Here is a 13,943-nt window from a genome sequence, read left to right on the forward strand (position 1 = left end):
CCCGCGCTGGCGCACCGGCTAGGACTGTGCTGCATGTGATGCGGATGTGCCTTCGAGGTGGGGCCGTGCCGCTTCGAGCATGGCGCGCGGTTCGTCAGCCCAGAAGCGCACGATCCGTGCCGTTTCGGTCGCATCCGGGAGTCGCACCTCGACTGGGTGCTTGAGCACGATCTCGAGGTTCGTCTCGTTCTGCACGCGCAGATGGAGGATCCGGCCGCGGTCGCTGTTCGTGAATCTGGGCGGCTTCGGCGGAGGGTGCGCAACATCGGCGACGATGGCCACGGAGTGAATATCGCTCCAACGCAGCTCGAGACCGAGCTGCGGCCCCTCCTGCACGCGGATCCCGCCGGGGGCGACGGTGTGCGGGCGCGTGATGAACCCGAGGAGCAGGCCGATCATCCACATGAGTCCCCAGATGCCCGCTGCGAGCAGCGTGATGCGAATCACCGGCCAGGGGCGGGCGATGAGATCGAGGATCGGGATCTCCACTGCCGAGAGCACGATGAAGATGACGAGGATCGAGCGAATCGGAGCGTGATACGCGAACGCGACCCCGCCCTTCGGGGCGCGCGGCCGTCGCGCCGCGAAGCGCCACAGGCTGCTCCAGACTCCGACCTCCCAGCGCCAGGCCTGCCGGGCGAGCCGTGCGAGACGTGTGCGCAGGCGATTGGACGATCGTGCGTCGGATCGTGGGGGCGTCGCCGGTGTCGAATCTTCTGGCTGTGTCACGTCGCCTCCGTCACCTCGGGGGAGGCGTCGGCGATGAGACGCGCGAGGACGCCTTCCACGTGCTCGAGCCCTCGGAGGAGCGCATCCGCATGATCGGGTGCGAGATCTGCGACGAGTGCGCGTGAGAGATCCGCGTGCTGATCCGCCATTCGCTCCATCGCTCCTCTGCCGATGCCGGTGAGCGTCACCAGGGTCGCTCGGCGATCGGAGGGATGCGGTTCTCTGGAGACGTACCCGGTCGATTCGAGTGCGTCGACGAGGCCCGTCACGTTCCTCGGGCTCACCTCCAGCGCAGCGGCGAGGTCGCGCTGCGTCGACGGGCCGGCGTGGTGCAGCACCCAGAGGAGGTGCGTCCGCGAGGTGGTGAGACCGGTGCCGGCGAAACTCCGCTCCATGTCGCGTTGCAGGAGCTGGCCGATGGCGAGCACGCGATCGAGCACAGTGGGGGGCGGAGTCGCCATCGGTGAACTGGCGGGCTGGGACATATCGGTACTCTACATCATTGTTACCTCCCTTCACTATGAGGCTGTTTCAGTGCAGGCTCTTGCGCAACGTTCGCGATGTGTGCGATTTCCACTGCGGGTTCGGTAAGGTGGGTGATGCAGGGGGAGTATTCCCATCCGCAGTAGTCCCGTCAATACGAGTGCATCGATGTACTTCGGGCTATTGGCCTCGAACTCACGGAATCCGTGACACGATCGGGGTGGAAGAGACCTTGGTGTCCTCCACCGACCCCTAGGAGCCCCCATGCAGGTCACCCCCATGATCTGGATCATCACGATCCTCGTCACGATCGCGTTCTTCGTCTACGAGTTCTTCGCGCACGTGCGCAAGCCGCACGAGCCGACCATCGGCGAGTCTGCGCGCTGGTCGGCGTTCTACATCGGCCTCGCGCTCCTCTTCGGCGTCGGCATCGGTTTCACGTCGGGCTGGAACTTCGGAGCGGAGTACTTCGCGGGCTACCTCACGGAGAAGGCGCTGTCGATCGACAACCTGTTCGTCTTCCTGCTCGTGATGAGCGCGTTCGCGGTGCCGAAGAAGTACCAGCAGAAGGTGCTGATGGTCGGCATCATCATCGCGCTGATCCTGCGCGGCGCCTTCATCGCGGTGGGTGCGACGCTCATCGAGAACCTCAGCTGGATCTTCTACGTCTTCGGCGCGCTCCTGCTCTTCCTCGCCTACCGTCAGGCGTTCGCGAACCACGACGCCGACCCGGCGAACGGGCGGTTCATCAAGTTCGTCCGCCGCGTGCTCCCGGTCACCGACGAGTATCACGAGGACAAGCTCACCGCCAAGATCGACGGCAAGCGCTTCTTCACTCCGATGTTCCTCACGATCGTCGCGATCGGGTTCATCGACCTCATCTTCGCGGTCGACTCGATCCCCGCGATCTACGGCCTCACGAATGAGGCGTACATCGTGTTCACCGCGAACGCGTTCGCGCTCATGGGGCTGCGCCAGCTGTTCTTCTTGATCGGCGGCTTGCTCGAACGTCTCGTCTACCTCTCGCAGGGACTCGCAGTCATTCTCGCCTTCATCGGCGTGAAGCTCGTCTTCCACGCGCTGCACGTCAACGAGCTCCCGTTCATCAACGGCGGCGAGCCCTTGCTCTGGGTGCCCGAGATTCCGATCTGGTTCTCACTGCTCTTCATCGCGGCGACCATCGCCGTCGCCACCATCCTGAGTCTTCGCAAGACGCGAGGCGACCGCAAGGCCGCCGAGCGCATCGAGGATCGACGGGACCGGGCAGCCGACCCGGGATCCGACATCGCCGATGCGCGCGCCGCGCGCCAGCGATCAGCTGACGAGCAGTAGCTCCGCTCGTGCTTGAGTGCCGGCGTGAACGCGCGCGCTGACCACGCAAGCTGAGCCTGAAGCGCGCAGTGCCCTCGAGGTTTCGACCGAGGGGGCACTGCTGTTCCTCCGCGTAGCCGGAATTCGAGCCGCGAAAGCGCGGTTTCGGCTCGCTTCCAGGGTGCGCGGGTGCCGAAGTGCGCTTTCGCGCAGACGGAGGCGGTGGGGGGCGCGAGCGTGCGGGGGCGGGCCGCGGCAGGCCGCAGGCCCTACCCGGCGGCTGGGTGCTCGCTGAGCGCCACCGCGTGCCGGATCGCGACGGCGAGCTGGCGCACGGCCGTCGTCGGCTGCTCGCCGGTCCCCTCAGGCGGGGCCGCCAGGAGCACGGATCTCGCGAATGCCGGGTCGTCGATCGGGCGGAGCACGACGCCCGGGTGCGTGGGGCCGGCTGCGAGTTTCGCGACGAGCCCGATCACCATGCCGGCGGCGATCATCCCGAGCATCACCTGGAAGTCATCGGTTCGAATTGCGACTTCGAGGGCGCGCCCCTCAGCGGCGAACGCATCGACGAGCACCGAGTCCATCGGGTCGTGCAGACTCGTGCCGAGCAGCCAGCGCTCACCGTGCAGTGACATGAGCGCTTCGCGGTCGATCGAGGCGCGGTCGGCGAGCGGATGATCCTCCGGGAGCGCGAGGAGCAGCGGATCGCGCAGCACCTCGGTGGTCACGATGTCGGGTCGCAGCGGCACCTCGTATCCGGGCACCGAGTACAGCAGCGCGGCGTCGAGAGTGCGATCGTTGACGTGCGCGACGAGCGGACCCACCTCTTCGAGTACCGCGTCGATCTCGATGCCGAGGTCGGCGACTTGGGACACGACTGATGGCAGTAGCTTCGCCGCAGCGGTGGGAAACGTGCCGAACTTCAGGCGCGCCCGTCCCATCTGGGCGAGATCGCGCGCATCGCGCAGCGCGCGATCGGTGAGGGTGAGGATCTCCTGGCCCCGATCGAGTATCAGCACTCCGACGGGTGTCGGCGTCGAACCGCGCTTGGAGCGCTCGAGCACGGGGGAGCCGACGAGCCGCTCCAGGTTGCGCAGGTGGTAGTCGACCGTCGGCTGGCTCCAGCCGAGCGCGCGCCCGGCGCGGGTGACGGATCCCTCGCGCTGCACCGCGCGGAGCGCCTGTAACTGTCGGAGATCGATCATCGCTGCACTGCTCCAGTCACTTATCTCATGTGGTGCTCTCGGGCACACGAGTGATCCTCTCACATACGACGTATGTGGCATCACAGGGGAGACGGGGGTTCCGCACACGTCCGGTCCCGGTCATGATGGCAACCATGCTGCACACCGATGTTCCCGCACAGACGATCGCGCCCTCCGAGCTCTCGGGAGCCGGGGCCTCGATCATGCCGTCGGAGCAGCGCGCAGCGGCTGAGCAGCAGCCGACGCCGCGCTTCCGGCTGGATCACAGCGCCGCGCCCTACGCCGACGCGCTCGAAGCGTACGCAGATCGAGGCTCGGTGCAGCTCATGGTGCCCGGGCACGGAGGAACGGAAGACGATCTCAGCGGACGACTCGCCGGCTTCCTGGGCGAGCGCGCGCTCCGACTCGACATCCCCATGCTCATGGACGGCGTTGACCTGCTCGCGCGCGGCCAGGAGCAGACACCCCTGGACCGAGCCCTGGAGCTCGCCGCCGACGCCTGGGGCGCGAAGCGCACCTGGTTCCTGACGAACGGCGCGTCGCAGGCGAATCGCACGATCGCACTCGCGGCCCGCGGTCTGGGCGACCGCATCCTCGCGCAGCGCAGCGCGCACTCCAGCTTCAGCGACGGCATCCTGCTCGCCGGCATCACGCCGAGCTACGTGATGCCCAACGTCGATGCGGAGCACGGCATGGCGCACGGCGTCTCGCCCGCGGCGCTCGAAGCGGCGCTGGTCGAAGCCGAACAGGCTGGGAACCCCGCCCACGCGGTCTACGTCATCTCGCCGAGCTACTTCGGGTCCGTCTCAGACGTGCAGGGTCTGGCGCGGGTCGCGCACGCCCACAACGCTCCGCTCATCGTCGACGGCGCCTGGGGCCCGCACTTCGGATTCCACCCAGAGCTTCCCGAATCGCCCGCACGCCTCGGCGCCGACGTCGTCATCTCGAGCACGCACAAGCTCGCGGGCTCATTGACGCAGTCGGCGATGCTGCACCTGGGCGACGGTCCGTTCGCGGATCGCCTCGAGCCGCTCATCGAACGAGCCTTCAGCATGACCGCTTCGACGTCGACCAGCGCGCTGCTGCGCGGATCGCTCGACATCGCCCGGCACGCACTCGCGACGGGCGAGGAGTCGATCGGGCGCTCGGTCGCGGGAGCGCGCCGCTTCCGCGAGATCCTTCGCGAAGACCCCCGGTTCGCCGTGGTGAGCGACACCTTCGACCGGTTCGACGACATCGTGGATACCGACCTGCTGCGCGTGCCGATCGACGTGAGCGGAGCGGGCGTCGGCGGGCACTGGTTGCGGCAGCACCTCGTCGAGCACCACGACATGTACTTCGAGATGTCGACGGCAACGTCGATCGTGGCCGTGATCGGCGCGGGCAAGTCGCATGACTTCGCTGCCGTGTACGCCGCGATCGTGGCGAGCGTCGAGTCGCCCGAAGCCGACCGCGAGCGGGCCGCTGCCGGCGACGCCCACGACTTCCCGAGCCTGCCGGCACCGGGCGCGTACCGCGTCAGCCCGCGCGACGGATTCTTCGGCGCGACCGAAGTGGTGAGCGCGACCGAGGCTGTGGGCCGTGTCTCGGCTGACACGCTCGCCGCGTACCCGCCCGGGATCCCCAACGTGATGCCCGGCGAAGAGATCACCGAGGAAGCGGTAGCCTTTCTGCAGGCGGTCGCGGCTTCTCCGACCGGCTACGTGCGCGGCGCGATCGACCCGGCGGTCGATCGGTTCCGAGTACTGGCCGGCGGCTGACCCCGCGGCGCCTGCGACGGCGCCGCTCTGACTTCGCGGCCCACCGCCGCGGATTGCTCGAGATCCGAGCATCTCCTGGAAGACCAGGAACCCTCACTGCGCGAGCACCGAGGGACGAATGACCGGGCCCTCGGGGCCCAGTGACAACGAAGTCTGGAGAAGACACGTATGGCAAGCTCTCTGCGGCAGCAGCTCTTCCGAGTCAAGCCCGTTCCACGCGACGGGGGTGAGAGCGGGAGTCAGCTGAAGCGCAGCATCGGGCTCGTTCCGCTCACCATGATCGGCGTCGGCGGCACCATCGGCACCGGCATCTTCTTCATTCTCTCCGAGGCCGTGCCGATCGCGGGGCCGGCGGTCATCTGGTCGTTCATCATCGCCGGGCTCGTCGCGGGCCTCTCGGTACTGTGCTACGCGGAACTCGCGAGCTCCGTGCCGGTCTCCGGATCCTCCTACTCCTATGCCTACAGCACGCTCGGCGAGCTGCCGGCGATGGGCGTCGCCGCCTGCCTGCTTCTCGAATACGGCGTCTCGACCGCCGCTGTCGCGGTCGGCTGGTCGCAGTACGTGAACCAGCTGGTGAACAATCTCTTCGGATTCCAGTTCCCGCCCGAGCTGCTGTACGCGCCTGAAGAGGGCGGCATCATCAATCTGCCTGCGGTGATCCTCATCGCGCTCTGCTGCCTGCTGCTCATTCGCGGCACCACCCATTCCGTCGTCACCAACACGGTGATGGTCGTCATCAAGATCGCAGTGCTGCTCTTCTTCGTCGCGGTCGGCATCACGGGCTGGAACATCGACCACTTCGCCAACTTCGCGCCGTTCGGGCTCGGCGGCATCATGACCGGCGCCGGCATCATCTTCTTCTCGTTCGTGGGCCTCGACGCCGTCGCCACCGCCGGCGATGAGGCGAAGAACCCGCGCCGCAACCTGCCGATCGCGTTGATCACGGCACTGATCCTGGTGACGACCGTCTACGTGCTCGTCGCCGTGACCGCGCTCGGTGCGCAGGCGACCGAGGATTTCGACGGCCAGAGTGCCGGACTCTCGGCGATCCTCGAGAACATCGTCGGAGCCTCGTGGCCGGGCACAGTGGTCGCCGCGGGCGCCGTCATCTCGATCTTCAGCGTGACGCTGGTCGTGCTCTACGGCCAGACGCGCATCCTCTTCACCATGTCGCGCGACGGCATGGCGCCGAAGATCTTCAGCAGGGTCAACCCGCGCACCGGTACCCCGATCGCCAACACCATCATCGTGTCGGTCATCGTCGCGATCCTCGCCGGTGTGCTGCCGATCAACTTCCTGGCCGAGATGACGTCGATCGGAACACTGGCCGCCTTCACCGTCGTATCGATCGCGGTCATGGTGCTGCGCCATCGCGAACCGGATCTGGAGCGCAAGTTCAAGGTGCCGCTGTATCCCGTCATCCCGATTCTGTCGATCATCGGCTGCCTCTGGATCATCAAGGATCTGCGCCCGATCACGATCATCGTGTTCGCCATCTGGACCGCGCTCGTGCTCGTCTGGTACTACTTCACCGGCCGCAAGAACTCGGTGCTCGGGCGTCGCATCGATACGGGCATGATCGTGCTCGTCGGGCCCGGGCGCTACCGGCTCGGTTCCTCTGAAGGGGAGCTGTACGACGGCGGGGAGCTCGAGGAGTCCGAGGATCGCGTGGCGCCGCACAAGTAGCCGCTCACCGGCCGGCCCGCGGCTTCGCTGCCTCGTGCCGGTGGGGCGACGTTCGGCGCGAGTTGACCGTGCACGGGGCGCCAGACAAGATGGAGCGTATGCAGGAGGAGCGGATGCGAGTCGCGAAGCGCGGCCGATCGGCCTCGCCGCCGGTCGGCCGTTTGCAGGCGTGGACGGGGTACGTGTAGCGCGATCAGCGCCGTGCCCAATCCCACTGTTTCGAGGCGACTCAGCGCGCCTCAGCGCCCACCGGTCGAATCCCGACCTGATCTTTGGAGTACCCAGATGACCGCAGTACCTCGCGTTTCCACGTCGACCCCCGTCCTCTCGCAGCCCACCCCTGAGGGGAACCGGCTCGGTGAGCTCTGGTCGATCCTGCCAGAGGAATCCGCCGTCGACGAAGCTGGCGTGCTGCACCTCGGCGGAGTGCCCGTGACCGAGCTCGCCGAGCAGTACGGTACGCCGCTGTACGTCTACGACGAGGCCGGATTGCGCCGACAGATCCGGCGCTTCATCGACGGCCTCAATGCGCGGTGGCCCGCTTCGGAGGTGCTGTTCGCGTCGAAGTCGTTCCCGGCCGTCGGCATGTACCGGGTCGCTGCTGAAGAGGGGCTGTCGGTCGACATCGCCGGCGGGGGAGAGCTGCGCCTCGCACTCGCAGCCGGAGTGTCTCCGTCGAAGCTGCACTTCCACGGCAATGCGAAGACGGACGCCGAGCTGCGCATGGCCATCGACGCCGGAGTCGACACGATCATCGTCGACAACACCGACGAGCTCGATCGACTCGAGCGCCTGCTCACGAAGCCCCAGAAGCTCCTCCTGCGCGTGATTCCGGGCGTCGAGGCGAAGACCCACGCCTCCCAGGCGACGGGTGGGGCCGACTCCAAGTTCGGACTCCCGATGGACCAGGCGCTCGCGGCCATCGAACGCATGCGCGCGCACCCCCTCCTCGAATTCGAGGGCGTGCACCTGCACATCGGCTCGCAGATCCTCGACGTCGAGCAGTTCGGCGAGGCCGTTGCGAAGATCTCGACGGCCGGCGAGTTCGACGTCTACGATGTGGGCGGCGGGCTCGGCGTCAAATACACCTACGACGAGGTCGCGCCGTCGGTCGACGCATACCTCGACACGATCGTGGCGGCGGCTCGCGCGCACCTGCCGTCCGGTGCCCGCATCATGATCGAACCCGGACGCGCCATCGTGGCGCGCGCCGGTGTCACGCTGTACCGCGTCACCACGGTGAAGCGCACCGGTCGCACGTTCGTCGCCGTCGACGGAGGCCTCGCCGACCAGATGGATGCCGCCCTCACCGGCCAGCGCTTCGAAGCGCTGCTCGGCAACCGAGCGCTCGATCCCTGGACGGAGACGTCGCAGCTCGTCGGTCGCCAGTGCGAATCGGGCGACCTGCTCGTCGATCGTGCACCCTTGCCCGAGGCTCGCGTCGGCGACCTCGCCGTCGTTGCGACGACCGGTGCGTACGGGTACACCCTCGCGAACAACTACAACGGTGCGCTCAAGCCCGCGATCGTGTTCGTGCGCGACGGCGCCGCCCGCCTGGTGGCTCGGCGCGAGACGTACGAAGAACTGCTGGCGCTGCACGCGCCGGCGCTCGAGGGGTAGTCCGCGGCGAACCGCTGTCGAATCGAGGCGGCGACGCGCGCGGGCCGCGCACGTCACCGCCTCGTTTTGAGTTCGCGGGCGTTCCGGGGTAGAGTTAACTCTCGGTGCCGCGCTCCTCCAGGGCCGCGGATTTCCGCTTTGGGATATGGTGTAATTGGCAACACTACGGTTTCTGGTACCGTCATTCTAGGTTCGAGTCCTGGTATCCCAGCCAGTGCAACCCCCGGTCTCTGCCGGGGGTTTTTGCGTGTCGCCCGGAGACGAATCGCCCGCCGGTACCGCCGATACAGCCGATGCAGTCGCGGTATCCGTTCTAACTCCGGAGGCGCGCGACCTCTGCAGCGACGTTGGCACGCGCACGCGATTCCCACAGATGGCGCGCGGCGGCGGTGACGTACACCGACGGCCGATCGAGGTACGCCTCGAGAATGCGGGCGCGTTCTGCCGCGAAGTCCGCGTCGGGAACGTGCGCGTACTCCGAGCGCACGGCCGCTGCGTACTCCGCATAGCGAGACGGAGACGATGCGAAGATCCAGAGATCCGCATCGAGCAGGTGCGCGACCGGGGTGGCGGGCCGCGTCTCCGGCTGGCCGCATCGTTCGTCGCCGTCGCCGTCGCCCTCGCGGTCGCCGTCGCCGGGAGTGGTCGCGAGGATGCTCGCGCACACCTCGTCGATGAGGCGGGCGCCGAGACCGAGCGCTGCAAGCGCCAAGACGGCGAGCGATGCAGAGCCGCGCTCATCATCACCGGTGGCTCCCGTGTACACCGCGTCGTGGAACCAGGCCGCCAGCAGCGTCGCGGGGGAGACGCGTTCCCCGCGAGTCTCCAGATGGTCGAGAGCGAGCAGCACATCTTCGAGGTGGCGCTCGTCGTGGTACCTGCGGTGCGGCTCGTTCCACCGCACGAGCAGATCGTCACCGAGTTTCCGCCACGCATCGACGGCGGTGCTCGCGACCCCGAGCTGCACGCCCAGCACGCCCCACTGCTCGTGGAGGTACTGCCGGCGGCGCAGGGGAGTGACCGCATCGCGATCCACCTGGCGCACTCGCAACCCGCTCTCGCGCAGTCGAAGCACCACCTCGCGGCCCGTCACGGGCAGTGCTCCGAGCGCCACGGCACGATCGAAATTCGCGGCGGCGACGTCGTAATGGTCGAGATCGAAGCTTCGACGCGGAAACCCGAGCAACCGCGCGAACGCGTGCAGTTCATCGGTGCTCGTATCCGAGACGAGGTGGCTCCAGAGGGTGCCGTGCGCGGGCCAAGCCGGCGGGTCGATGAGGATCGCCATTCGTTCAGCGTACCGCTCCCATACCGGTGCACGGAGGAGCCGCGTCGGCAGAAGCGACGCTCACCGCCTACCACAACGGGTTTCCGCACGCCGCCCCCTGGCCGCTCAGCCCGGGCGCTGCGACCATGGGTTCCATGGCGACTTCACCTTCCGTACTCACCGACCCCCTCTCTCGCTCGGCGCGAAAGGCGCGCGTCGGGATCGCGAAACTGGTGCAGGACGACGCACCGAAGCTCATGACCCGCGGGTACGGCTTCGGTGCGACGATCTGGGACCGCACCCGAGCGGGAGCGCGAGCGGTACCCATGCGGCTGCTGGGGCGGCAGGCGCTGCTCGTACGCGGAGCCGAAGGCGTTGCGACGTTCTACGACAACGACCGCATTGCTCGCCACGGGGCGATGCCGGCATTCGTGCAGGAGACGCTGTTCGGCCACGGATCAGTGCACAGCCTCGACGGCACAGAGCACCGTCACCGGAAAGCGACCTTCGTCGACGTCGCGTACGAAGACGCGGCGGTCGAGGCGCTGAAGCCGCTGCTCGAACGCGAGTGGCGCGCCGAGCGAGACGAGTGGATCGCGGGCGGCGATCGGTCCGCGTACGACGCGGCAGCCGGGGCTCTCGGACGCGCCATCATGCACTGGGCCGGGCTGCCGGGCACCGATGAGGCGCTCACCCGCTGGTCGGCGCGGATGGCGCAGATCGTGGACGGCTTCGGGGCGCCGTACTCGCCGAGCTTTCCGCTCGCAGCCGCGAATCGCGCGTGGTCCGACCGTCATGCGCGCAAGCTCATCGAGGCGGTGCGCGGGGGCGAGCTCGACGCTCCGGAAGGATCGGCGCTGCGCGCCTGGGCGTGGCACCGGGACGAGAACGACCTGCTGCTCCCCGCGAATCTCGCCGGCATCGAGCTGCAGAACTGCATCCGTCCAATGGTCGCCGTCGCCCGCTTCGTCGCGTTCGCCGCGAAAGAACTCCACGACCGGCCCGAGTGGCGCGATCGCATCGCCGCGTCGGTGGAGGAGCGCGGCGGCGCCCTCGTCGATGACCCGGTCGCCGTCGCCTTCGCGCAGGAGGTGCGCCGCACTGCTCCCTTCGTGCCGGTGCTGCCCGGCTGGGCGACGACGGACATCGAGGTCGACGGAGAAGTGGTGCCGAAGGGCGGGCGCGTCGTCCTCGACATCCTCGGAACGAACACCGACGACCGCTCGTGGGAGCGGGCCGGTGCCTTCGATCCCTCGCGATTCCTGGGGGTCGACGACTACGAGGCGATCGACACCTTCATCCCGCACGGCGGTGCGGGTGTCGCGACGGGCCACCGCTGCCCCGGGGAGAAGCTCGCCATTGCAGGGCTCGCTGCTGCGGCCGCGGCACTGAGCGACCCGCGTGTGCGCATACTCGACGAGGGCCTCGAGGTGAACCGACGCCGTCTGCCGACGAAGCCGGCCTCGGGAGGCAAGGTGCGCGCGGCGGCGGCCGCTGCGAAGTGCCCGTTCCACTGAGCGCAGGCGAGCGCGGGAAAGCCGCTACTGTGATCGCATGTCGACTGATGAGTCAACGCAGCACCCGTACCTCGCAGGCCGGGCGCGGCCGCGGATCATCGCGCACCGAGGGTTCGTGTCTTCGGAGCTCGCGGCCATCGGCGTCGCGGAGAACACGCGTGCCGCCTTCACGGCTGCGCTCGCCGCAGGGGCCGACTGCTTGGAGACGGACTGCCGCCTGACGCGCGACGGCGTGGTGGTGCTCGCTCACGATGCTGACCTCACGCGAGTCGCGAACGATTCACGGGCCATCGCCCAGGTCGATCTCGCCGAGCTCGACGCGATCTTCGCCGCGCGCGGCGGGCTGCTGACGCTCGAGCGGGCACTCACCGAGTTTCCGCGGGCGCACTGGAACATCGACGTCAAATCGAGGGCGGTCGCCGCACCGCTCGGCAGAGCTGTCGCCCCGCATGGAGCGCGGGTGCTGGTGACGAGCTTCTCCGACGCCTATCGCCGGGCAGCGCTCGCCGCCGCAGCGGCTGAACCTCGGGCGACGCTGCCAGCGACCTCCCCGGGGAAGCGTGCGCTGGTGCGTGTGCTGCTCGCCGTCGGCAGCGGAGCCCCGCGTGTGATCGAGCGAGCCTTCGCGGGACTCGACGCTCTGCAGATTCCGGAGCGTCACGGCCGGTTCCGAGTGCTCACCCCGCGCCTCATCGCCGCAGCCCGCGCGCACGGCGTCGAAGTGCATGTGTGGACCGTCAACGACGGTCAGCGGATGCGAGAACTGCTCGAGATGGGGGTCGACGGCGTCGTCACGGACCGCACGGACGTCGCGGTGGCCGCACTCCGGTCGCGGTGATCGCCTGTGCGGAGCAGGATCGCCGCTGCGGAGCGGGATCGCCGCCGTCGTGGGAGCATGCGATAGTCGTGGGGTGAACGCTCCGCACCCTGCCCCTGACCTCGCCTTCGTGCTCGACTGCGTCCGCGACGATGCGGCTGCCGGGCGTCTCGCCGAGTGGGGATCGTCGAGCGTGATCGACGAGCACACGAACACGGCCTCGTTCGGTCGTGCGCTCTTCGACGCCCTGCACGCGGCGGCGGGCCTGCACGCCGAGTTCCCGGTGGGGCATGCTGGCTTGGTCCACGTCTACGGCTACTGGTTCTCCGAAGTGGCGACCCCGTTCGGGTTCAAGCGAGCGCGGTGGCAGGACGGCGAGCTGGCCAGGGCTCTCGGTCGCTCCGACGATGCGTTTCACCTGAGGCGCGGATCACCGCTCCGCGACCCCGAGTCGACGCCGCTCCAACGCGTCACTGAGGCCGCGCTCCCTCCGCTGCGGCACCCGATCGCGGGGTCTCCTGTCGGCGAGGCGCTGATCGGCGAGCGTCTGAGCCGTGTCGTGCTCGTGGAGCGTGCGGGGGCGGACGGTCCGGCGGCGCTCGTCTACGGGATCGCGGCGGCGTCGGTCACCCACGTCGACGAGCCCCTTCGGCTCATCACCGCGTTCCCCTACGAAGGCGACCGGCAGGAGCTCATCGCGGAATTCGAGGCGTATCCCGCACCGCGTTGGAATGCGGTCGCCGACTCGTAACCCGGTGTTCATCCCGCGATAGACATTTCGTCCATTTCGCACTCTAACTTTGGATGCATCGTCCAAATCGTAAGGGAGTGCGCATGGCACCGAGCATCGTCTTCGACTTCGATGGCACCCTGGCCATCGGTCACGGGCCCGTCCGCGCGTACGCGGCGTGCGTGGCCGATGGCGCCGCAGTCGAGCCGGGCTTCATCGAGCGCGTCGACGCCGAGCTCGCGCGTTATGACGCGGGCGCGAGCTCGTATCGGGATGGATACGACATCGTCGGATCTCTCGCCGAGGCAGCGGGCGCGAGCGACGGCGATCGCGCCGCGGCCTACGAGCGCAGCCGCACACGTCTCGGCAGCGGCCTCGCCGTCGTCGACACGATCGCCGACCTCGACTCGGCGCTCGAGCGGCTGGGCCGAACCGCCCGTCTCGTGCTCGCGACGAACGCGCCGGAGACCGGCGTCGCCGCCGTGCTCGACGCCTGGGGGGTGCGGGATCGCTTCGACGAACTGCACTACACCGTCGGCAAGCCGGTCGGCCTCGCGCGGCTCATCAAGCGGCTGATCGCCGAGGGACCGGTGCTCGCGATCGGCGACATCTTCGAGTTCGACCTCGCGCCGGCGGCCGCTCTCGGCGCCGACACGGCTCTCGTCGGTGCGACTGCAGCGACCGCTCCAGTTTCGGTGACGATGCGCGGGCGCTCGCTCGCCGACCTCGTCCCCGACCTTCACACCTGGGCCGCGTCTGCGGCATCCAGCACGTCCGCGCCGCTCGGCGCGGGATCCGGTATCGAAAGGTAACCC

Annotated in this window: 12 protein-coding genes and 1 tRNA gene; 9 read left to right on the top strand and 4 right to left on the bottom strand. The window is 68.4% G+C overall.

Going from position 1 to position 13,943, the window contains the following annotated elements:
- Positions 1-18: 18 nt before the first annotated feature.
- Both WFH23_RS13365 and WFH23_RS13370 read right to left on the bottom strand, forming a co-directional pair.
- A complete protein-coding gene (locus WFH23_RS13365) occupies positions 19-729 on the bottom strand; it encodes a hypothetical protein (RefSeq protein WP_336662892.1) in 711 nt (236 codons plus the stop codon).
- Positions 726-1,214 (bottom strand): MarR family winged helix-turn-helix transcriptional regulator, encoded by a 489-nt coding sequence (locus WFH23_RS13370; RefSeq protein WP_336662893.1) that lies wholly within the window; start codon positions 1,212-1,214, stop codon positions 726-728. Before WFH23_RS13370 ends, WFH23_RS13365 begins: the two co-directional genes overlap by 4 nt.
- A gap of 262 nt (positions 1,215-1,476) precedes the next feature.
- Here WFH23_RS13370 and WFH23_RS13375 point away from each other — a divergent pair, with 262 nt between their 5' ends.
- Positions 1,477-2,544, top strand: coding sequence for a TerC family protein (locus WFH23_RS13375; protein ID WP_336662894.1), 1,068 nt, complete (start codon positions 1,477-1,479; stop codon positions 2,542-2,544).
- A 248-nt stretch (positions 2,545-2,792) separates the two neighbouring features.
- Here the strand turns inward: WFH23_RS13375 and WFH23_RS13380 are convergent, their stop codons facing one another.
- The gene (locus tag WFH23_RS13380; RefSeq protein ID WP_090149987.1) at positions 2,793-3,728 is read right to left on the bottom strand and encodes a LysR family transcriptional regulator; all 936 of its coding nucleotides are present in this window, start codon (positions 3,726-3,728) and stop codon (positions 2,793-2,795) included.
- Positions 3,729-3,862: 134 nt separating this feature from the next.
- Here WFH23_RS13380 and WFH23_RS13385 point away from each other — a divergent pair, with 134 nt between their 5' ends.
- The 4 genes from WFH23_RS13385 to WFH23_RS13400 all read left to right on the top strand — a co-directional run bounded on the left by WFH23_RS13385 (position 3,863) and on the right by WFH23_RS13400 (position 9,011).
- Positions 3,863-5,488 (top strand): aminotransferase class I/II-fold pyridoxal phosphate-dependent enzyme, encoded by a 1,626-nt coding sequence (locus tag WFH23_RS13385; RefSeq protein WP_442918755.1) that lies wholly within the window; start codon positions 3,863-3,865, stop codon positions 5,486-5,488.
- Between the two features lie 168 nt (positions 5,489-5,656).
- Positions 5,657-7,177 (top strand): APC family permease, encoded by a 1,521-nt coding sequence (locus WFH23_RS13390; RefSeq protein ID WP_090149984.1) that lies wholly within the window; start codon positions 5,657-5,659, stop codon positions 7,175-7,177.
- Between the two features lie 285 nt (positions 7,178-7,462).
- Entirely contained in the window at positions 7,463-8,797 is a 1,335-nt protein-coding gene (gene lysA, locus WFH23_RS13395; RefSeq protein ID WP_336662895.1) for a diaminopimelate decarboxylase, read from the top strand.
- 139 nt (positions 8,798-8,936) lie between these two features.
- Positions 8,937-9,011, top strand: a tRNA-Gln gene (locus tag WFH23_RS13400).
- A gap of 99 nt (positions 9,012-9,110) precedes the next feature.
- Here the strand turns inward: WFH23_RS13400 and WFH23_RS13405 are convergent.
- On the bottom strand, positions 9,111-10,085 hold the full coding sequence (locus WFH23_RS13405) for a DUF4031 domain-containing protein (protein ID WP_336662896.1): 975 nt from the start codon (positions 10,083-10,085) through the stop codon (positions 9,111-9,113).
- Positions 10,086-10,219: 134 nt separating this feature from the next.
- On the opposite strand from WFH23_RS13405, the gene WFH23_RS13410 reads away from it, so the two are divergent.
- The 4 genes from WFH23_RS13410 (at position 10,220) to WFH23_RS13425 (ending at position 13,940) form a co-directional block, all read left to right on the top strand.
- On the top strand, positions 10,220-11,581 hold the full coding sequence (locus WFH23_RS13410) for a cytochrome P450 (RefSeq protein WP_336662897.1): 1,362 nt from the start codon (positions 10,220-10,222) through the stop codon (positions 11,579-11,581).
- Between the two features lie 37 nt (positions 11,582-11,618).
- Positions 11,619-12,419, top strand: a complete 801-nt coding sequence (locus tag WFH23_RS13415) for a glycerophosphodiester phosphodiesterase family protein (RefSeq protein ID WP_336662898.1) — start codon at positions 11,619-11,621, stop codon at positions 12,417-12,419.
- A 73-nt stretch (positions 12,420-12,492) separates the two neighbouring features.
- Positions 12,493-13,149, top strand: coding sequence for an amino acid deaminase (locus WFH23_RS13420; RefSeq protein WP_336662899.1), 657 nt, complete (start codon positions 12,493-12,495; stop codon positions 13,147-13,149).
- 83 nt (positions 13,150-13,232) lie between these two features.
- A complete protein-coding gene (locus WFH23_RS13425; protein ID WP_336662901.1) occupies positions 13,233-13,940 on the top strand; it encodes an HAD family hydrolase in 708 nt (235 codons plus the stop codon).
- Positions 13,941-13,943: the final 3 nt, after the last annotated feature.

Origin of the sequence: Leucobacter sp. USHLN154 (assembly GCF_037145595.1) — a bacterium.
Lineage (GTDB): Bacteria > Actinomycetota > Actinomycetes > Actinomycetales > Microbacteriaceae > Leucobacter > Leucobacter alluvii.

Bases quoted from the DNA above. Each gene is read 5' to 3' on its own strand.
- WFH23_RS13370 (WP_336662893.1), bottom strand. From the start codon at position 1,214: ATGTCCCAGCCCGCCAGTTCACCGATGGCGACTCCGCCCCCCACTGTG.
- WFH23_RS13375 (WP_336662894.1), top strand. From the start codon at position 1,477: ATGCAGGTCACCCCCATGATCTGGATCATCACGATCCTCGTCACGATC.
- WFH23_RS13380 (WP_090149987.1), bottom strand. From the start codon at position 3,728: ATGATCGATCTCCGACAGTTACAGGCGCTCCGCGCGGTGCAGCGCGAG.
- WFH23_RS13385 (WP_442918755.1), top strand. From the start codon at position 3,863: ATGCTGCACACCGATGTTCCCGCACAGACGATCGCGCCCTCCGAGCTC.
- WFH23_RS13390 (WP_090149984.1), top strand. From the start codon at position 5,657: ATGGCAAGCTCTCTGCGGCAGCAGCTCTTCCGAGTCAAGCCCGTTCCA.
- lysA (WP_336662895.1), top strand. From the start codon at position 7,463: ATGACCGCAGTACCTCGCGTTTCCACGTCGACCCCCGTCCTCTCGCAG.
- WFH23_RS13405 (WP_336662896.1), bottom strand. From the start codon at position 10,085: ATGGCGATCCTCATCGACCCGCCGGCTTGGCCCGCGCACGGCACCCTC.
- WFH23_RS13410 (WP_336662897.1), top strand. From the start codon at position 10,220: ATGGCGACTTCACCTTCCGTACTCACCGACCCCCTCTCTCGCTCGGCG.
- WFH23_RS13415 (WP_336662898.1), top strand. From the start codon at position 11,619: ATGTCGACTGATGAGTCAACGCAGCACCCGTACCTCGCAGGCCGGGCG.
- WFH23_RS13425 (WP_336662901.1), top strand. From the start codon at position 13,233: ATGGCACCGAGCATCGTCTTCGACTTCGATGGCACCCTGGCCATCGGT.